Raw genomic sequence first — 19,592 nt, 5'->3', positions numbered from 1 at the left:
GGGACGGCCCGACGCCCCGCACACCCAGGGGAGGAGACCGCTCGATGCTCGACCACCTCATCACGGGCGCGACCGTGGCGGACGGCACCGGCGCACCGGCCTTCCGCGCCGACGTCGGCATCCGCGCCGGCCGGATCGCCGCCGTCGCCGCGCCCGGCACCCTGCGCGAGGAGGCCCACAGCAGCCAGGACGCCACCGGGCTCGTCCTCGCGCCCGGCTTCGTCGACCCGCACACCCACTACGACGCGCAGCTGTTCTGGGACCCGTACGCCACCCCGTCGCTGGAGCACGGAGTGACCACCGTGTCCGGGGGCAACTGCGGTTTCACGCTCGCACCGCTCCACCCGGACCGTCCGCAGGACGCCGACTACACGCGGCGCATGATGTCCAAGGTCGAAGGGATGTCCCTCGTCGCGCTGGAGGAGGGCGCGCCGTGGAACTGGCACTCCTTCGGGGAGTACCTGGACGCGCTGGAAGGCCGCACAGCTGTCAACGCCGGCTTCATGGTGGGGCACTGCGCGCTGCGCCGGCACGTGATGGGCCCCGACGCGGTGGGCGGCCGGCCCAGCCCGCAGCAGATGGACGAGATGGTGCGTCTGCTGCACGACGCGATGAGCGCCGGCGCCTGGGGGCTGTCCACCACACAGTCGTCCACGCACTCCGACGGCGACGGCGCCCCTGTCGCCTCGCGGCACGCGGAGCCGGAGGAACTGCTGGCCCTCTCCCGCGCCGTCGGCGAGCACGAGGGCACACAGCTGGAGGCCATCGTGGCCGGCTGCCTGGACCGGTTCTCCGACGACGAGGTCGAACTCCTCGTCCGGATGACGGCCGCCGCCGGCCGGCCGCTCAACTGGAACGTGCTGTCCATCGACGCGGCCGTACCGGAGCGCGTACCGCGACAGCTGGTGCCCAGCGAACGGGCCCGCGCGGCAGGCGGCCGGATCGTGGCCCTCACCATGCCCATCCTCACGCCCATGAACATGTCCCTGGGCACCTTCTGCGCGCTCAACCTCCTCCCCGGCTGGGGGGAGATCCTCGGCCTGCCCGTACCCGAACGCATCGCACGGCTGCGGGAGCCCGCCGTGCGCGAGGAGATGCTGCGCCGCGCCGACAGCGAGGAAGCGGGCGTCTTCCGCCGGTTGGTGAAGTTCGACCGCTACGTCATCGGCGACACGTACTCGGCGGCGAACGAGGGGCTGACCGGCCGGGTGGTGCGCGACATCGCCGCCGAACGCGGCCAGGACCCGTTCGCCTGCCTGGTGGAGATCTGCGCCAACGACGAACTGCGCACCGTCCTGTGGCCCATGCCGACGGACAACGACCCCGACTCCTGGGAACTGCGCCGCCGCACCTGGGAACACGAGGACGTGCTCCTCGGCGGGTCCGACGCCGGTGCGCACCTGGACCGGATGTGCGGAGCGCCCTACACCACCCGGTTCCTCGGCGACTGCCTGCGCGGCCGGAAACTCGTCGGCCTGGAACGCGCCGTGCAGATGCTCACCGACGAACCGGCGCGGCTGTTCGGACTGCGCGACCGCGGCCGGATCGCCGAGGGCGCCCACGCCGACCTCGTGCTGTTCGACCCGGAACGGATCGACGCCGGGCCCGCCACGCTGGTGCACGACCTGCCCGGCGACAGCCCGCGCCTGGACTCCCGCGCCACCGGCCTGGTCGGCGTCTGGGTCAACGGCACCGAGGCCGTGCGCGACGACCGGCTCACCGGCGCCGTGGCCGGCACCCTGCTGCGCTCCGGCCGGGACACCGAGACCGTCAGCACACGCTGAGCACGCCCCTCCCCGGCCGGCAGGGGCCGGCCGGGGGCCCGGGGCGGAGGCTGCGGGCCCGGTGGCTCAGCGCCTGCGCAGCGCCGGGTCCACGAGCGCCGGCGGCTGGTAGTAGCCGTCCTGGGGGTTCAGATCGGTGCCGGGCGGCACGATGGCGTCGATCCGGTCCAGCAGCGCGTCGTCCAGCGTGACCTCGGCGCCCGTCAGCAGCGACTCCAGGTGCTCCATGGTGCGCGGCCCCAGCAGCACCGAGGTGACGGCCGGGTGCGCACGCACGAAAGCCAGCGCCATGTGCCGGAGTTCCAGGCCCGCCTCGTCCGCCAGCTGTGCCAGCGCCAGCACCGCCTCCAGCTTGCGTGCGTTCGCGGGCAGCCGGACATCGAACTTCTGCCGCTCGATCGCGGTGCGGCCGGCGCTCAGATCGATGTCGTCGGCCGAACGGATCCGGCCCGAGAGCCAGCCCGCCGACAGCGGGCCCCACACCAGGACCCCCATGCCGTACCGCTGCGCCGTGGGCAGCAGTGCGGCCTCCGCCCCGCGTGCCAGCATCGAGTACGGCGGCTGCTCGGTGCGCGGCCGGACATGTCCGCGCCGCTCGGCCGTCCACTGCGCCTCGACCTGGAGTTCGGCCGGGAACGTGGAGGTGCCCACGGCGCGGACCTTGCCCGCGCGGACGAAGTCGGTGAGCGTCGCGAGAGTCTCGTCGATGTCGGTGTGCGGGTCGGGCCGGTGCAGCTGGTAGACGTCCACATGGTCGGTCCCGAGCCTGCGCAGGCTGTCGTCCAGCGCACGCGTCAGCCAACGCCTGCTGTTGCCCCGCTCGTTGGCGTGCTCGCTCATCGGCATGCCCGCCTTGGTGGTCAGCACCACCTCGTCCCTGCGCCCCTTCAGGGCCCGGCCGACGATCTCCTCGCTCACGCCCCTCTCGTAGATGTCGGCCGTGTCGATGAGGTCGATGCCCGCGTCCAGCGCACGGTGGACGATCCGCACGCAGTCGTCGGGATCGGTGTTGCCCGTGCCGAACATCATCGCGCCCAGCCCGTACTCGGGCACGGAGATGCCCGTACCGCCCAGGAACCTGCGTTGCACAGCTGTGCTCCTTCGCCGGCCGCACACCGCGGCCACGTCGTCATCTGCCGGTGCGCACCCGCCGTCCCGCCCCGGCCGCGCACGGATGCCGGCGCGGCCGCGGGTGCACAGCTGTGCGCCGGAACCGTCCGGCCCCGCACACCAGAGCCTCGGCGCCGCCGCGGGCGCGAACCAGAGCAGGCGCAACCTGGGTCCGCCGGTACCACCCCGCGGCGGATACTGGGCCCATGCAGCCGGACAGCATGAGCATCAGCGCGTTCCTCAAGGCCCGCCGGGCAGCGCTCGACCCCGCGGACGCCGGCCTCCCGCCGGTGCACAACCGCCGCAGGGTGCCCGGGCTGCGCAGAGAAGAAGTGGCACAGCTGGCGGGCATCAGCGTCGACTACTACATCCGCATCGAACAGGGCCGCGCCCAGGGCATCTCCCCACCGGTGCTCGACGGGCTGGCCCGCGCCCTGCGGCTGACCGGCGACGAGCACGCACATCTGCGCAACCTCGCCGAGCCGCCCGCCGGCCACGACCGGGGGCATCTGCCGGTGGTCCGCCCGCAGATACGGCGGCTGCTGGACGCCATGGACCCGCGGGTGCCCGCCCACGTCGTGGGCCCCGGCCTGGACTACCTGGCCTGGAACCGCCTGGGCGCCGACCTCTGCTTCGACCTGGAGACCCTGCCGCCGGACCGGCGCAACGCGCCGCTGCTGGTCTTCCTGCACCCCGAACGCCGCAGCCTGCACCCCGACTGGGACGACGTCGCCGCGGAGACCGTCGCCGCCCTGCGCTCGGAGACCGGACGCCACCCCTCCCACCCCCGCGTCAGGGACGTCGTCGCCGAACTCCTCGACAGCAGTGCCGAGTTCCGGGAGCTGTGGCAGCGCCAGCAGGTCCGCGAGAAGCTGACCGGCCGCAAACGCATCCGTCACCCGGAGGCGGGCGTCCTGGAGGTCACGTACGAGACCCTTCAGCTGCCCGTCGACGAGGGCCAGACGCTGTGCACGTACACCGTCGAGCCCGGCTCGCCCTCCGAGGCGGTGCTGCGCCGCATCGCCGCCCTCCGGCAGACGTCCCCGGCAGCGTAGCCGTCAGCGCCGACCGCCGCCGAGCCACACCGGGTTGGTCATGGCCGCCATCGCCCCCGGCAGCTGTGCCCCCTTCCCGGCCGGGTGCCGCAACTCGGCCCGCACATAGGTGGCCAGGCGCGGTGTGGTGTCCCAGCTGAGCGAGGGAGCGGGGCCCGTGCACATCTCGCCCTCGTCCGTGAGCAGCCGCAGCGTCGCGCCTTCCGGCGCCCCCTCCGCGCGGACGGTGACGGTCACCCGCCTCCCCGCGTCCGCGTGCAGGGTGCCGCCCGGCAGCGCGTGCCCGCCGTACTCGTCGACGGCCTCCAGCAGCAGAACCACCCGGGAGGACTCGGCCAGATAACTGCGCCCGGCCCGCAGCGCCTCCAGCAGCGGTCCGCGCGCCAGATCGTCCGCGTACACGACGGTCTGCGGCAGCCCGACGTCCTGGCCCTCGCGGTGCGCGTCGCTGTTGCCCATGGCGGGCAGCCAGTCGTCCCGGGCGACCAGCAGGTTGTCCCAGGCGGCCACGGCGTGTTCGTCGTCGGCGGTCCACGGCCCGTTCCACACCTCGACGGCGTCGGACCCCTCGTACCCGAACTTCCACCGGCAGCCCACGAACGGGCAGTGCGGGTGCGCCGGGACGACCAGGCCGCCCGCCCGGTGGACGGCGCGGGCGAAACGGGGCCACACCCCGTCCCGCGCGCGGTAGCGCCAGTCGACGAAGGTGCCCGGGTCGGTTCCCAGCGCCAGCCAGTGCCCGTTGCGGGTGGTGACCTCCTCGCCGCACAGCACCAGCAGATCGTCGCCCCACAGGCCCTCCCAGGCCGCGTGCCCGGAGGTCGTGTTGTGCTCCGTGGTGGCGAGGAAGTCCAGCCCGGCCCGGCGCGCCGCCGCGGCCACCTCGGCCGGGGTGCGGGCGCCGTCGGAGTGGACGGTGTGCAGATGGCAGTCGCCCCGGTACCAGGCCCGGCCCCGGCCGCGGGCACGCTCCGGCGGGTACACGGGCCGCGGCGTGGAGCCGGGGGAGCCGTACCGCAGCTCCACGGTGACCTCGTAGTCCATCCCCCGCGGCGCGACCGTGTACGGGCCGAGCACCACGTGCCACGTCCCCGGGCGCACCGGGCCCGGCAGGTACCCGGGCGTCGCCTTCTCGGCGGAGAGGGTGAACGCGTCGCGGAACCCGCCCGACCACCCGCGGAATCCGCGCCCGCCCAGCTGCGTTCCGCGCTCGTCGAAGACGCCGATGTCCAGCGCGTTGCCGGGCGTCCCGGCGGGCACCTCCAGCCGGTCGTAGCGGTAGCGGACGGTCAGCTCCCGCACCCCTTCCGGCACCCGTACCGGCAGATGCACGAAGTCCGGCGCTCCCGCCGCCAGATGACCGCGCACGGTGCGCCGCACCGGCCGCCCCTGGGCTGCCTCGGCCTCCGCGCCGTCGAAGCCCACAGCCGCGAGCGTCGACACCCCGGCCGCCGCCCCGTACGCGAGCACCGCACGTCTGCCGGGCTCTTCCCGCCCGCCCGTGCCGTCCGGGCCGGGCCCGTCCGCCGCGTCCGGCGAGCGGCCCCCGGCGCCGGGAGTCCGTCCACAGCTGTGCGCGGTCTCGTCCCCGGCAGCGCCCGCCTCTGCGTCCGCGAAGGGATCCATGCCCGGGTTGTACGCGCTCACGGTGTGCGCGGAAAGTACCGCGGGCGTCATGGAGTCCTCCGAAGGGTGAGGGCACAGTGACCCCATGCGGATTTCGACGACGGCGCTCCTCACGGACGAGACGATCCGGCCCGGCCGGCTGGCGGTCGAACTGCAACAGCGCGGCTTCGCCGGCCTCTTTCTGCCCGAGCACACCCACATCCCCGTCAGCCGGCGGACCCCGTACCCCTTCGGCGGGGACCTGCCGCGCGCCTACGGACGCACCCTCGACCCGTTCGTCGCCCTCACCGCGGCCGCGGCCGTCACCGACACCCTGGCGCTGGGCACCGGCATCGCACTCGTCGCCCAGCACGACCCGATCGCCCTGGCCAAGCAGATCGCCACGCTCGACCTCCTGTCCGGCGGGCGCTTCACCCTGGGCGTCGGCTTCGGCTGGAACATCGAGGAAGCCGCCGACCACGGGGTGAGCCGGGGCAGCCGCCGCGCCGTCGTCCGGGACCGCATCGCGCTGATGCGCGCACTGTGGGCGCCCGAACCGACCGCATATGAGGGCGATTTCGGGTCCGTGAGCGCCTCGTACGCCCACCCGAAGCCGACGCGGCCCGGCGGCCCGCGGCTGCTGCTGGGCGGCGCCGCGGGCCCGACCCTGTTCGCGCACATCGCCGCGTACGCGGACGGCTGGCTGCCCACCGGCGGCAGCGGGCTCACGGACGCCCTGCCGCAGCTGCGGGCCGCCTGGCGGGAGGCCGGCCGCGCGGGCGAGCCCGAGATCGTCCCCAGCTACGTCGTCCCGACGGCCGGGAAACTCGCGCACTACCGCGACCTCGGCGCCGAAGAGGTCGTCCTGATGCTGCCGTCGGGCGGCACCGACGAGGTTCTGCGGGCCCTGGACGACTACGCGCAGTACCTGTGAATCACCAGGTCATCCGGCACCGAGCAGCTGTGCCCAGGGCAGCGACGCGGCGCTACGCTCGACGGATGAGCTCACACGGACAGGCGCCCACGGCGAACGCGATGCGCCGCGCCCTCAAGCGCGCCCGCGACGGCGTCGCCCTGGACAGCACCGAGGCCGCCGTCCTGCTGCAGGCACGCGGCGACGACCTGACCGACCTGGCCGCCTCGGCGGCCCGCGTACGGGACGCCGGGCTGGAGGCGGCCGGCCGCCCCGGCGTCATCACGTACTCCAAGAGCGTCTTCATCCCGCTGACCCGGCTGTGCCGAGACCGCTGCCACTACTGCACCTTCGTCACCGTCCCCGGAAAGCTGCGCCGCGCCGGCCACGGGATGTACATGTCCATGGACGAGGTCCTGGACATCGCCCGCCGGGGCGCCGAACTCGGCTGCAAGGAAGCCCTGATCACCCTCGGCGACAAGCCCGAGGACCGCTGGCCCGAGGCCCGTGAGTGGCTGGAGGCCGAAGGCTACGACGACACCATCGCCTACGTCCGGGCCGTCGCCATCCGCATCCTGGAAGAGACCGGACTGCTGCCGCACCTGAACCCGGGCGTGCTCAGCTGGACGGACTTCCAGCGGCTCAAGCCGGTCGCGCCGTCCATGGGCATGATGCTGGAGACCACGGCCGAACGCCTGTGGAGCGAACCGGGCGGCCCGCACCACGGCTCACCCGACAAGGAGCCCGCAGTGCGGCTGCGCGTCCTGGAGGACGCGGGCCGCTCCAACGTGCCGTTCACCAGCGGCCTGTTGATCGGGATCGGCGAGACGTACGAGGAGCGCGCCGACTCGCTGTTCGCGCTGCGCCGGGTGCAGCGTGCCTACCACGGCCTCCAGGAAGTCATCGTCCAGAACTTCCGCGCCAAGCCCGACACGGCCATGCGCGGCATGCCCGACGCCGAACTGGACGACCTCGTGGCCACCGTGGCCGTCGCCCGGCACATCCTCGGCCCGACCGGCTGCCTCCAGGCCCCGCCCAACCTCGTCGAGGGCGAGTACCGGCGGCTGATCGACGCCGGCATCGACGACTGGGGCGGCGTCTCGCCGCTCACCCCCGACCACGTCAACCCCGAGCGGCCCTGGCCGCAGATCGACGAACTGGCCGCGCACAGCGCCGAGTCCGGGTTCGAGCTGCGCGAACGCCTCGCCGTCTACCCCGGGTACGTCCGGCGCGGCGAGCCGTGGCTGGACCCGCGCGTACTGCCGCACGTCGCCGCCCTCGCCGACCCCGAGACCGGCCTCGCCCGCGCTGACGCGCTCGCCACCGGGCTGCCCTGGCAGGAACCCGACGAGGGCTTCACGCCCATGGGCCGCACCGATCTGCACCGCACCATCGACACCGAGGGCCGCACCGGCGACCGGCGCGACGACTTCGACGAGGTGTACGGCGACTGGGACGAGCTGCGCGAGCGCGCGGCCTCCGGCATGGCCCCCGAACGCGTCGACACCGATGTGCGCGCCGCGCTCACGCAGGCGGCCGACGATCCCACGAAGCTCACCGACGACCAGGCGCTCGCCCTGCTGCACGCCGACGGCCCGGCGCTCGACGCGCTGTGCCGCACAGCTGACGACGTACGCCGCGACGCCGTCGGGGACGACGTGACCTACATCGTCACCCGCAACATCAACTTCACCAACGTCTGCTACACCGGCTGCCGCTTCTGTGCCTTCGCACAGCGCCGCACCGACGCCGACGCCTACACCCTCTCCCTCGACCAGGTCGCCGACCGCGCCCAGCAGGCGTGGGACGTCGGCGCCGTCGAGGTCTGCATGCAGGGCGGCATCCACCCCGATCTGCCGGGCAGCGCCTACTTCGACATCGCGCGGGCCGTGAAGGAACGCGTGCCGGGCATGCATGTGCACGCCTTCTCGCCCATGGAGGTCGTCAACGGCGCCACCCGCACCGGGATGTCGATCCGCGAGTGGCTCACCGAGGCGAAGGCGGCCGGGCTCGACTCGATTCCGGGCACAGCTGCGGAGATCCTCGACGACGAGGTCCGCTGGATCCTCACCAAGGGCAAGCTGCCCACCGCCACCTGGGTCGAGGTGATCAAGACGGCCCACCAGGTCGGCCTCGGCTCGACGGCCACCATGATGTACGGCCACGTCGACCAGCCCCGGCACTGGCTCGGTCATCTGCGGCTGCTCGCGCAGATCCAGCAGGAGACCGGCGGCTTCACGGAGTTCGTCACCCTGCCGTTCATCCACACCAATGCGCCCGTCTACCTCGCCGGCATCGCCCGGCCCGGGCCCAGCACCCGCGACAACCGTGCCGTGACCGCCATGGCGCGGCTGCTGCTGCACCCCTGGGTGCCCAACATCCAGACCAGCTGGGTCAAGCTCGGCACCGAGGGCGCGGCGGAGATGCTCCGCTCCGGCGCCAACGACCTCGGCGGCACGCTCATGGAGGAGACCATCTCCCGGATGGCCGGCTCCTCCTACGGCTCCTACCGCTCCATCAAGGACCTCGTCGCGATCGCCGACGCCGCCGGCCGCCCCGCACGCGCCCGGACGACGACCTACGGCGAGGTACCGGAGGAACGCCGCCGCGCGGCGCAGGACTCGGACGGGCATCTGCCGCAGCTGCTGCCGGTGGTCTGAGCCCCGGACGCCCGGCGGGCGCGTACACACCGCCCCAGCTGCGGTGGCGCACGCGCCCGCCGGGAAAACCCCTACAGCAGAGGGGAGTTTTCCCCGCGGCCCGGTGATTCTCTTCGCAGTGCGCCGCCACCGGTGTCCATTAGAGTGCGCCCCGGATCCTGGGGAGGGGGAGCGAGCATGACAGGAACGGACGGTGGCGCGGAGACCGGCCCGGCCGGGGTCACGGCGATCTGGGGCAGGGCCGAGCAGCAGGACTTCCGCAGCAGAGTGCGCGGGTGCCTGCTGGGCGGCGCGGTGGGCGACGCACTGGGCGCCGGCGTCGAGTTCGACTCCCTGGACGCGATACGCGCGGCCCACGGGCCCCAGGGGGTGACGGACTACGTCACGGCGTACGGCCGGCGCGGCGCGGTCACCGACGACACACAGATGACGCTGTTCACGGTCGACGGCCTCATCCGCGCCCATGTACGGCGGGACACCGGCGCCTGGCATCCGCCCACCGATGTGCACGCCGCCTACCGGCGCTGGGCCGCGACCCAGCGGGACTGGGGCCCCGACGAGCGGCGCGAGGAGGACGGCTGGCTGGCCCGCGAGGAGTGGCTCTACGCCCGGCGGGCACCCGGCAACGCCTGTCTGACGGGCCTGGCGGACGACCGCATGGGCACCCTGGAGAACCCGAAGAACCCGGGCTCCAAGGGCTGCGGCACGGTGATGCGGTCGGCGCCGTTCGGCCTGCTGGTGGGCTGGGAGCCGCAGTTGGTGTTCCAGCTGGCGGTGGAGTGCGCGGCCCAGACGCACGGACATCCGACGGGATGCCTCGCCGCGGGCGCCTTCGCCACGATCGTGCACGGGCTGGCGCGCGGCGAGAGCCTGGACGCCGCCGTCCAGCGCACCCTGGTGCAGCTCGCCACCCGCCCGGGACACGAGGAGACGACGGAGGCGCTCAAACACGCGCTGGGCGCCGTACGCCAGGGCATGCCGTCGCCGGAGCGGGTCGCGGCGCTGGGGGAGGGCTGGACGGCCGAGGAGGCGCTGGCGATGGGTGTCTACTGCGCGCTGGTCGCCGAGGACGTCCGGCACGGTCTGCTGCTCGCGGTCAACCACGGCGGGGACAGCGACTCGACGGGCTCCATCTGCGGCAACCTGCTCGGCGCCATCCACGGTGAGACGGCGCTTCCGCCCGCCTGGGTCGCGGAGTTGGAGGGCCGCTCGACGATCCTGGAGCTGGCCGACGACTTCGCCATGGAGATGACGCAGGGCCCCGCCCTGCACGGCCCCGCCGGAGCCTCGTCGGCCTGGCTGAGCCGCTATCCACGCGCCTGACGGCCCGCACACGATGTCCGGGACGCCGCCCCGCCCGGAGGACGGCAGACGGCACCGGAGGGCCCGCGGTGGGCTCACACAAAAGCCCCCTCGACCGGGCGGCGGGCCGGGCGAGGGGGCGGGGCTGTCGATGCCGGGGCGCGGACAGGCCGTGCGGTACGCGGGGAGGCGTGGAACGCGCACGGTCACGGAGCGGTCGCGGCCGACGGGCCCCGGCGCGGCTCAGGCGGTGGCGGAGCCGTCGTCGAGCCGTGCCACGAAGGTCCCCCACACCTCGGGCCGGAAGCTGAGCTCGGGGCCCCGCGGGTCCTTCGAGTCACGCACGGCCACGACGCGCACGGCGGGCGATTTGACCTCCACGCACGCACCGTTTCCGGTGGAGTAGCTCGACTTGGTCCACGTGTGGGTCGATCCCTGCTGAATTGGCATGTCTGCTCCGGTGTTCCGGTGGTTCCTGACGTGCGGGCGACGTTACGCGGCAAAACCAGCTGGGAAGAGCGCCGTTCACTCGACCGGATGGCATATTCCAGAGTGCTCTTCACACTGCACTTGTCACCGGTGTACTCTCTCCGATTTCCGTGCGGTCGTCTGTCCAGCAGCAGATGACGAAACCCCGAAAACCCCCGCAGGAACAGGCGGATCGGCCGCCATTGCCGCGGCACGGATGCGTGGCTGCATGACCGCATGACCGTACACAGATGTGCGGCACACTCCGCCGGGGAGCGTGCCGCACATCTGTGTACGGGAACGAGCCGGGATCTCCGCCGGGCGCCGGGCCGGGCGACGACCGCTCAGCGCCGCGCGTACTCCTTCGCCACGTCGTCGATGAACTCCCGCGTCTGGTCCGGGTTCAGCGCCTGCGCACGCAGATGCTCGTACATCACGCTGTAGCTCTGCACGTCGTTCGCCTTCTCCAGATACAGGTCGCTGGTGACGCCCTCCAGGTAGATGACCGTCGAATCCGAGGCGTCGGGGAATTCCAGAATGGCGTACTGCCCGTTGACCCCGGGATGCGCGCCCATCGAGAACGGCATGACCTGGATCGTCACATGCGGCTGCTGCGAGAGTTCGTTGAGATAGCCCAGCTGCTCCGCCATGGTGTGTCTGCCGCCGACCTCGCGACGCAGCACCGACTCGTCCAGAACCGCCCACAGCCGCAGCGGATTCCGCGTGCCCTGGATGCGTTCCTGACGGCGGATGCGTACCTGGACCCGGCGTTCGATGTCGGCGGCGGTCGCCTCGGGTAGCGCGCCGGCGACGACGGCTTCCGCGTAGGCGCGCGTCTGCAACAGTCCCGGAACCACCTGTGGCTCGTACACGCGCAGCGAAGCCGCGTCCGTCTCCAGCCCGATGTAGACGCTGTAGGGAATGTCGCCGAAAGCGTGCCACCAGCCCTGCTGCCGCGACTCCTTCGCCATCTGCATCAAGGAGTCCACTATGCGGTGGTCGTCGACCTCGTAGACCCCGCACAGGTCGCGTACGTCCCGCTGACTGATGCTGCGCCGGCCGTTCTCCAACCGGCTGATCTTCGACTGCGACACCAGGAGCCGGTCCGCGACCTCCTCGGCCGTCATGCCCCGGTTCTCACGCAGTTTGCGCAACTCCTGGCCCAGCCGGCGGCGCCGGACTGTGGGATTGACGTTCGACGCCACGTGACCGCACCTCCGCGTCAAATACGAATACCTTCCAGCAGATTGCCACCAACAGGCGTGGTGGCGCTGCCAAATGGCAACAGAGAGTGCGGGTTCGAGTACAGCGAATGCAGAAGAATCGCACGTCCGGGGTGACGATCCGGCCGACAGGTTCCTGTTCTGCCGTCCGGATCGTCACCCCGTGCGGTGGTGCGGCCGACCGCCCGGCCCCGTCGGCAGCAGCGGCTTCCCCGGTGACCTGGGGGTGACCAGCCGCCGCTCCACCGGCCGGCGCGAGCGTTCGGAACGGAGCGTTCGAGGGGGGTGGAACGTGGAAGGTCAGCGTGCTCCCGCGCGGACCATTCCGCCGGACACCTGCCGCGCCTGCCCCGGCATCCGCCGGGACGAGGCACCCGCGGGCGCCGCCGTGCGTGCCGCCGGACGCCCCGCGGGAGCCCCCGCGCCGCCGCCCTGGGAGCGCCGTGGCTGCCCCCCGACACCGTTCTGCACATCCATCACCGCGTGGGCGACGAGGCCGCCCATCGGGTCGTGCCTGATCAGATCCCGGAGCCTGGAACGGCACGAGCGTCCCTCGTTCCCGGGATACAGATGCTTGCCGAGCCCGACCGCGTGGGCGAGCGCGGCGAGCGCGGCCGTCCTCGGGTCCGGGGGTACGCCGGTACGGATCGCGGAATCGAGCCGGGCCCTGATCTCCCTGCTGATCTCCGTGTCCGTCGCCTGGTAGCGCGTTGTCGGCAGTACTCCGCACATCTGGCCGGAAACCGCATGCACCATGCCGCACCGTTCCAGATGTGTGAGATAGGTTTGACGAAGCCCCAGGCGGGGCCCGCCGATCCAGTGGACCGCGCGCACCGGACTGCCGCGCCTGCGCAGCAGTTCCAGAGCGGAGTCCAGGGTCGGATCTCCGGTCGGCCGTGGAAGAACCACGGCGATACGATCCCCATCAGGGGCTATCCGTCCTGCCAGAGCCAGCTCCACTAGCTGGGCCCCGGCCAAGCCGAGGTCAAGCGACTGCGGCTGCGCCGTGGTACCCGTGGCCGGGTCCAGGGCGAGCAGCAGAAGCTCCTCCGGAATTGTTCTGCGGCTCCTGCCCATCCATGCCTCCCCGCGTGGATGAATGACAGGGTGACCCCTCTCACAATGGTCTGTCGAGAGTGCGCGAGCGTTATGGACGGGAACCAGTAGGTATGTCGTTCTCGTCTGCCGAGTGGGGAGGCCGCGACAGCCCTCCCGAGCCCGAGTGCCCCACCGAGGGTGGCGGCTTCGGTGCACAGGACACGGTTAACTGGTATGGCGAGCGGCTAGCAGCAAACGGGAGGCACAGGTGGCGGGCGAGTCCCCCGACAGGTCGGAACGGGAGAGGTCGTCGGGGGAGACGACGGTGGGTGGCGGCGTGGTTGCGCGCCCTGAACAGACGGCCGAAAACGAACGGCAGCACGGCGAGACGACCACGGAGCAGGCACCACAGGCCGGTGGAAGCAGCGGCCCGGACGGCGCCGAGGAGGCCCCGAAGGGGTCCGCTGAGCGCGCGGACGGGGCGTCCCCCGGCGGTACCGCGGCGTCGGGCACGGCCGACACGACCAGCACTGACGGGTCCGGCGGAACGGACGAGGCCGCGGCCGGAGCCGGTACGGCCGAGGGCGCCGGAACCCGGACGGACGAGGGCGACGCACGGCTGAAGTCGGCGGTCGCGGCGTGGGTGGCGGGCGACCACGGCCCGGACGGCGACGGCCAGGAGAGCGACGGACGCGGGGACACGGGCGCCGCGAGCGTGCCCGCCTCGCGCAGCGGCGACAGCGGAACCTCCGCCGAGGACGCCAAGGAAGGCAAGGGCGCCAAGGATGCCGAGGACGCGGCGTCGGGCTCTGCCGACGGCTCCTCGGGCGGTACTTCGCGCACCTCGGACACCGAGGACGCAGCGGACAAGGGTGGCGGAAGTGCGCGACGCCCGGCAGCTGCCGACCTTCCCGTGCGGCCCAGGCCCGGCGAGGGCAGCGGTTCCGCGGGCACGGCGGGGGACGACGGAGGCGACAGCCGTTCCGGTGACGACGCCGGGTCCGCCGGAAGCGCCCGGGGCGGCCGCAAGGGCGCGAAGGGCGGGAAGAACTCCGGCGGCAAGGGTGCGGACGCGAAGGACACGGGGAAGCGCGATGCCGCCGTGTCCGGCGGAGACGCCCCCACGGCCATGTTCGGGATCGTCCGCCGGGGCGAGGCCAAGGACAGCGACGAGGCGGCGGCCGAGCGGGCCGAGCGGCTGACGGCCGCGTTCTTCGGCTCGTCGAAGGGCCGTGACGACGCGGAGGAGGCCGAGGCGGAGGCCGCGGACGGCTCGTCCACCAGCGGGGGCGCGACGGGTTCCGGGGGCGCCGCGGGCGCCGGCGAAGCCAAGGCCGCGAAGGCCGCGAAGAAGTCCCAGGGCGCGAAGAGCGCCACAGATGCGGGAAGCTCCGGCGGCGGTCAGGGAGGCCGGAGCGCCGAGGGGAGCGAGGACGCCGAGGAGCGCCGGGCTGCCGACGGCCGTGGTGAGGACGGCGCCGGGCGGGACGGCGGGAAGGACGCCGGCGGCGGTGCCCGGGGCGGGAAGGGCCGGGCGGCGGCGTCCGGTTCCGTCGATCAGGCGACCGCGGTCTTCCGGGTGCCCGAGGGCAAGGACGGCGAGTCCGGTCCGGCAGCGGGTGCCGAGGCGAAGGGCGGTACGTCCGGCAAGGGCGGAAGCGGGCCGGTGGTGGATCAGCCCACGGCTGTCTTCCGCTCCCCGGCGGCGTCCGGCACCGACGGCTCCGGGGCGTCCGGCACCTCCGCGAAGGGCACCGGCGGCCGGGACGGCGAGAAGGCCGGAACGGCTGCCTCCGGCAAGGCCGGTGCGGCGACGCGGGATCCGCGGCTGCCGGACGAGGAGTCGGAGTCGGAGCAGACCAGCACGTTCGTTCCGCTGCGCTCGGCCGACGAGCCGCGCACCCCTGCCGCCTCGCTGCCGCCCGAGTCCTCGTCGGCGACGGTGCCGCCGAAGCCGTCCGCCTCTCCGGCGGCCGGTGCGGGCACGGCCAAGAGCGGCAAGACCGCGGCCCCGTGGTCCTCGGCGCCGCCGATGCCGGCGGGAGAACCGGCCGAGGGCGCGGACCCGGAGCGCACGCGTCAGCAGCAGGCGCCCGGTGCGTCCCCCGAGCCGCTCGATCTGCTGGCACAGCTGACGAACACTCCGCCGCCCCCGGAGACGCCGCTGCGGGCGACCGTGCGCCGGGTGAAGATCTGGACGCCGCTGGTGCTGCTGCTCGCGGTGATCTTCGTCGTGGTGCAGGCCGTGCGCCCGCTGCCGGACCCGAAGCTGTCGATGACGGTGGCGGAGAGCTACACCTTCGAGGGATCCAAGCCGTCCGTGCCGTGGCCTTCCGAGGGGCAGGCCGTGCTGGACGTCGAGGGCCTCGGCTCGCTCGGTTCGTACGGTGCGCAGAAGCCGGTGCCGATCGCCAGTGTGGCCAAGGTGATGACCGCCTACGTCATCCTGCGCGACCACCCGGTCAAGAAGGGCTCGGCCGGTCCGCGCATCCCCGTCGACGAGAAGGCGGAGAAGGACGCCGGGCTGAGCGCGCAGAACGAGTCGACCGTCGACGTCAAGGCCGGTCAGAAGATGACCGAGCGCGAGGCGATCAACGCGATCATGATCGCATCTGCGAACAACGTGGCGCGGCTGCTGGCGCGTTGGGACGCGGGGTCCGAGAAGGCGTTCGTGAAGAAGATGAACGACGCCGCCAAGGACCTCGGCATGACCAACTCGACGTACACCGACCCCTCGGGCCTCAGGCCGGAGACGGTGAGCACTGCCGCCGACCAGGTCAAGCTGGCCAAGAAGGTCATGGACATCCCGCTGTTCCGGGAGATCGTGCGGCAGCCGCAGTACGAGGACATGAACGGCAAGACGCAGCAGAACTGGAACAAGCTCGTCCCGGTCGACGGCGTCGTCGGCATCAAGACCGGCACGACCACCAAGGCGGGCGGCAATCTGGTGTTCGCGGCCGAGAAGGAGATCGGCGGTACCAAGCAGCTGGTCGTCGGCGCTGTGCTCGGCCAGTACAAGCCCTCGATCCTCGACACCGTCCTCGGCGAGAGCAAGAAGCTGATCGACACGGCGCAGAACGCCCTGACGTCCCGCAAGGTCGTCAAGAAGGGCGACGTCGTCGGCTATGTGGACGACCGGCTCGGCGGGAAGACGCCCGTCGTCGCCACCCGTGACGTCTCCGCCGTCGGCTGGTCCGGGCTGAAGGTGAAGCTCGGCCTCACGGACAACGGCAAGGCCGTACCGCACGAGGCGAAGAGCGGTACCAAGGTCGGCACGCTGACGGTAGGGGACGGCCCCGGCCAGGTGAAGGTGCCGGTGGCCCTCCAGAAGCCGCTCGGTGAGCCCGGCTTCGGCTCCAAGCTCACCCGCGTGTCCTGAGCCGCGCACCGCGCGCCGCCTCTCCCGCCCTCCCTTCCGGCCGTCGCTCCCGCGGTGGCGCGGGGGGAGGGCGGGGTCGTTTCCGGCGGCACAGGTGGGGCAGGCGGTGGCGTGGCGAGGGCCGTCCGGTAGCGTCGGGCCGATCCGGCCGCCGCGAGGGGACGCGCGGCACGACAGAGCATCCGGGCTCGACGGGCCCGGGAAGCCGCACGTGTACGGGGAGTCAGCGCAGTGGCCACTGTGCATCCATCGCGGACGCCGGCCTCGACGGCGGACGCGGACAGCGGAGCAGGAGCAGCAGGAGAGGCGGGCAGGAGCGGAACGGTGGGCGCCGCCGCCGAGGGTGCCGAGCGTGAGGCCCTCGGCGCGGGCACGGCACCGTCCGGTGTGCTGCCCCCGCGGCAGACGCCGCGCCCCGGGCCCGGCCTTCCGGACGCCGGGGACATCGCCCCCGGCGGGCCATCGCCGTCCCGGCCCGACACGGGCACGAGCACGCCGGGCACAAAGAGCCCGGGCGGCCCGGCGGGCGGCACAGATGCGGAAGAACAACCGGCGGGCCGGGCCGCGAGGAAGACGGCTCCGGAGGCCCGGAAGGCACCGGGCGTGCCGGAGCGCGGCGCTGACCCCTCGGGCAGGCGGGCCACGGACGCGCAGGGGGACGAGAAGCCGGAACGCCGTCGGATGGCGCGGCGGCCGCTGTTCGTGACAGCTGCGGCACTGCTGGCGGGTGCCCTGCTGCATCTGATCTGGTTCCGGTTCTTCGCCAGCAGTGGCGGGGATCTGGCCGCGCAGGACGCCTGGGCGGAGTTCGTGGGCGAGCACCCGGGTTCCGCCTACAACCTGGCCTGGTACGGGGGGCTGCATCCCGTCTCGTACAGCGTCATCTCGCCGTATCTGATGGCGGTCATCGGGGTGCGGACGACACTGATCCTCTCCGGGGTGCTGTCGGCGGGTCTGCTGGCGCTGCTGTTGGCGCGGACCGTGCACAGGCCGCTGTGGCCGTCCCTGTGGGGCGCGTTCGCGTTCGCGTGCAATGCGGCTTCGGGACGCGTCACGTTCGCGCTCGGGGTGTGTTTCGGGCTCGGCGCCGTGGCGGTGGTGTGGACGTGGCCGGACCGGTGGCGAGGGGCGCGGGCGAGCCGTCTCGCGCGCTGGACGCGGGCCGTGCTCGCCATTCTGCTGGCGGTGCTGGCCACAGCTGCGAGTCCCGTCGCGGGGCTGTTCCTCGAAGTCGTGGCGGCCTCGCTGCTGCTGGCGCGCCGCTACGCGGCCATGCTGTCCGTGGCGCTGCCGCCGCCCCTGGTGGTGGCCTGTTCGGCGCTGCTGTTCCCGTTCACGGGTGTGCAGCCGATGCCGTTCGTGTCGCTGGTCTTCCCGGTGCTGGGCGCCGTCGCCGTGATGCTGCTCGTGCCGAAGAGCTGGGTGGCCGTCCGGGTGGGCGCCGCCGTCTACACGGTCGGGATAGTCCTGACGTGGGCGATCCCGTCCCAGGTCGGCTCCAACGTGGAGCGGCTCGGGCTGCTGTTCGGCACGGTGGCGCTGCTGGCCGCCGCTCCGACGGTCGTCGGCAGCGGAGCGCGGGCGTGGCGGAGCCGCAAGGGTGTCGCCATGCTGCTCGCGCTCGTCGTCACCATCGGCTGGCAGGTCGGGAAGCCGACCTGGGACGTGCTGCACACCACTCCGGAGAGGGCGTGGAACCGCGAACTGAAGCCGCTGGTGCAGCAGCTGCGGAAGGTGGACGCGGACCGGGCGCGGGTCGAGGTGGTTCCGGTCAGCAGCCACCGTGAGGCCTCGGCGCTGGCGCCGTACGTCAATCTGGCCCGCGGCTGGAACCGGCAGGCGGATCTGGAACGCAATCCGCTCTTCTACGACGAGCACCTCAGCCCCGAGCGCTACCGGGACTGGCTGCGCCGCTGGGCCGTGCAGTACGTGGTGCTGCCGGCCGACCCGCCCGACCTGGCCGGGGGCGTGGCGGAAGCCCGGCTGGTACGCGACGGGCTGCCGTATCTGAAGGAGATCTGGTCCGACGACAGCTGGCGGCTCTTCCGGGTGAAGGGCGCGGAGCCGATGGTCGGCAAGGGCGCCTCCGTCGTACGGGCCGACGCGGAGCGGGTGACGCTCCGCGTGAGCAGGAGCGGGCCGGTGCTGGTGCGGGTGCCGTGGTCGCCGTGGCTGGGCCTGGTGGACCGCGCCGGGGAGCGGGTGGAGCCGCCCTCCGAGCACGGCCCCAACCGGTACGGGTGCCTCCGGGAGGCCGAGCCGACGTTCGGCGGGCCGCCACCCGAGGGCGAGGACGAGCCGGTCGTCGACACCTGGACGGTGCTGGACGCCCCGCGCCCGGGCACCTACCGGCTCGCCGCCCCGTACAAGCTGCCGAGGGGCACCCCCTGCCCGGACGGCAGGTCCGGCAGCCCGGCCGACGGCACGCCGCTCCCGTCCGGCACGGCGGACGCCACGCCCTGAGCCCGACCGGCTGCCCGGGCGGGCTCAGGCGGCGGTGCCGACCTCCGCTGTGCGGGCGTCAGCCGGTGCGGCCGTCCGCGCCGTAGTGCTGCGTGATGATCTCCAGGACGTGGCCGTCGGGGTCGAGCCAGTAGACGCCGCGGCCGCCGTCGTGGTGGTTGATCTCGCCGGGCTGCTCGCGCCTCGGGTCGGCGTAGTAGGTGAGGCCGGCCGAGCGGACACGGCCGAAGATCTCGTCGAACTCGGGCTCGGAGACGAGGAACGCGTAGTGCTGCGGGGTGATGGGTTCCTCACCGGCGTCGGCGAAGTCGAGGGCGACGTCGTTGTCCGTGACGACGGGGAGGAACGGGCCGAACTGCGGCTGCACTTCGAGCCCCAGCAGCTGTGCGTAGAAGTCCGCCGAGCGCTTCTTGTCCGTGGCGCGCACGATGGTGTGGTTGAGCTGGACCGGCATGGATGCCTCCCTGTTGCTCGTGCGGCGGGCCCGGCTCCGGTGCCGCGCCCTTGCGAAGTGTCCAACTCCCCGCGGAGCGCCCGCATTTCGCCGATCGGCACGGACCTTCGTCCTACGCCCTGGGACGGAGCATGCGCA

13 protein-coding genes are annotated in these 19,592 nt (G+C 73.0%); 7 read left to right on the top strand and 6 right to left on the bottom strand.

All coding sequences use genetic code 11. The features are described 5' to 3' along the window. Positions 1 to 44: 44 nt before the first annotated feature. Positions 45 to 1,784, top strand: coding sequence for an N-acyl-D-amino-acid deacylase family protein (locus SCA03_RS10095; protein ID WP_030882735.1), 1,740 nt, complete (start codon positions 45 to 47; stop codon positions 1,782 to 1,784). 66 nt (positions 1,785 to 1,850) lie between these two features. On the opposite strand, the gene SCA03_RS10090 is transcribed toward SCA03_RS10095, so the two are convergent. After that, the gene (locus tag SCA03_RS10090; protein WP_030882738.1) at positions 1,851 to 2,873 is read right to left on the bottom strand and encodes an aldo/keto reductase; all 1,023 of its coding nucleotides are present in this window, start codon (positions 2,871 to 2,873) and stop codon (positions 1,851 to 1,853) included. Positions 2,874 to 3,100: 227 nt separating this feature from the next. Between SCA03_RS10090 and SCA03_RS10085 the strand changes: the two genes are divergently transcribed. Further along, on the top strand, positions 3,101 to 3,949 hold the full coding sequence (locus SCA03_RS10085) for a helix-turn-helix transcriptional regulator (RefSeq protein ID WP_086815266.1): 849 nt from the start codon (positions 3,101 to 3,103) through the stop codon (positions 3,947 to 3,949). A 3-nt stretch (positions 3,950 to 3,952) separates the two neighbouring features. Here SCA03_RS10085 and SCA03_RS10080 read toward each other — a convergent pair whose 3' ends face one another. Then, positions 3,953 to 5,575, bottom strand: coding sequence for a CehA/McbA family metallohydrolase (locus tag SCA03_RS10080; RefSeq protein ID WP_169729627.1), 1,623 nt, complete (start codon positions 5,573 to 5,575; stop codon positions 3,953 to 3,955). A gap of 85 nt (positions 5,576 to 5,660) precedes the next feature. Here SCA03_RS10080 and SCA03_RS10075 point away from each other — a divergent pair, with 85 nt between their 5' ends. The 3 genes from SCA03_RS10075 (at position 5,661) to SCA03_RS10065 (ending at position 10,450) form a co-directional block, all read left to right on the top strand. Further along, complete coding sequence (locus tag SCA03_RS10075) at positions 5,661 to 6,488, top strand: TIGR03619 family F420-dependent LLM class oxidoreductase (protein ID WP_086815265.1); 828 nt, start codon at positions 5,661 to 5,663, stop codon at positions 6,486 to 6,488. Between the two features lie 65 nt (positions 6,489 to 6,553). Next, positions 6,554 to 9,127, top strand: a complete 2,574-nt coding sequence (locus SCA03_RS10070) for a bifunctional FO biosynthesis protein CofGH (protein WP_086815264.1) — start codon at positions 6,554 to 6,556, stop codon at positions 9,125 to 9,127. 177 nt (positions 9,128 to 9,304) lie between these two features. Further along, the gene (locus SCA03_RS10065; protein ID WP_030891220.1) at positions 9,305 to 10,450 is read left to right on the top strand and encodes an ADP-ribosylglycohydrolase family protein; all 1,146 of its coding nucleotides are present in this window, start codon (positions 9,305 to 9,307) and stop codon (positions 10,448 to 10,450) included. Positions 10,451 to 10,672: 222 nt separating this feature from the next. On the opposite strand, the gene SCA03_RS10060 is transcribed toward SCA03_RS10065, so the two are convergent. The 3 genes from SCA03_RS10060 to SCA03_RS10050 all read right to left on the bottom strand — a co-directional run bounded on the left by SCA03_RS10060 (position 10,673) and on the right by SCA03_RS10050 (position 13,197). After that, entirely contained in the window at positions 10,673 to 10,879 is a 207-nt protein-coding gene (locus SCA03_RS10060; protein WP_030882755.1) for a DUF397 domain-containing protein, read from the bottom strand. A gap of 362 nt (positions 10,880 to 11,241) precedes the next feature. Beyond that, entirely contained in the window at positions 11,242 to 12,102 is an 861-nt protein-coding gene (locus SCA03_RS10055; protein ID WP_030882758.1) for a helix-turn-helix domain-containing protein, read from the bottom strand. Between the two features lie 318 nt (positions 12,103 to 12,420). Continuing rightward, the gene (locus tag SCA03_RS10050) at positions 12,421 to 13,197 is read right to left on the bottom strand and encodes a GOLPH3/VPS74 family protein (RefSeq protein WP_030882761.1); all 777 of its coding nucleotides are present in this window, start codon (positions 13,195 to 13,197) and stop codon (positions 12,421 to 12,423) included. A 298-nt stretch (positions 13,198 to 13,495) separates the two neighbouring features. Here SCA03_RS10050 and SCA03_RS10045 point away from each other — a divergent pair, with 298 nt between their 5' ends. Together SCA03_RS10045 and SCA03_RS10040 are read left to right on the top strand one after the other, a co-directional pair. Next, entirely contained in the window at positions 13,496 to 16,537 is a 3,042-nt protein-coding gene (locus SCA03_RS10045; RefSeq protein WP_230988566.1) for a serine hydrolase, read from the top strand. A gap of 603 nt (positions 16,538 to 17,140) precedes the next feature. Further along, positions 17,141 to 19,000 carry a DUF8823 domain-containing protein gene (locus tag SCA03_RS10040; protein WP_230988565.1) on the top strand — a complete coding sequence of 620 codons (1,860 nt, stop codon included), beginning with the start codon at positions 17,141 to 17,143 and terminating at the stop codon, positions 18,998 to 19,000. Positions 19,001 to 19,058: 58 nt separating this feature from the next. On the opposite strand, the gene SCA03_RS10035 is transcribed toward SCA03_RS10040, so the two are convergent. Beyond that, complete coding sequence (locus SCA03_RS10035; RefSeq protein WP_030882772.1) at positions 19,059 to 19,454, bottom strand: VOC family protein; 396 nt, start codon at positions 19,452 to 19,454, stop codon at positions 19,059 to 19,061. Between the last annotated feature and the right edge of the window lie 138 nt (positions 19,455 to 19,592).

Origin of the sequence: Streptomyces cacaoi (assembly GCF_006539165.1) — a bacterium.
Taxonomy (GTDB): domain Bacteria; phylum Actinomycetota; class Actinomycetes; order Streptomycetales; family Streptomycetaceae; genus Streptomyces; species Streptomyces cacaoi.
Note: the sequence above shows the minus strand (reverse complement) of the source record. Positions and strands in the feature narration are given on the sequence as shown.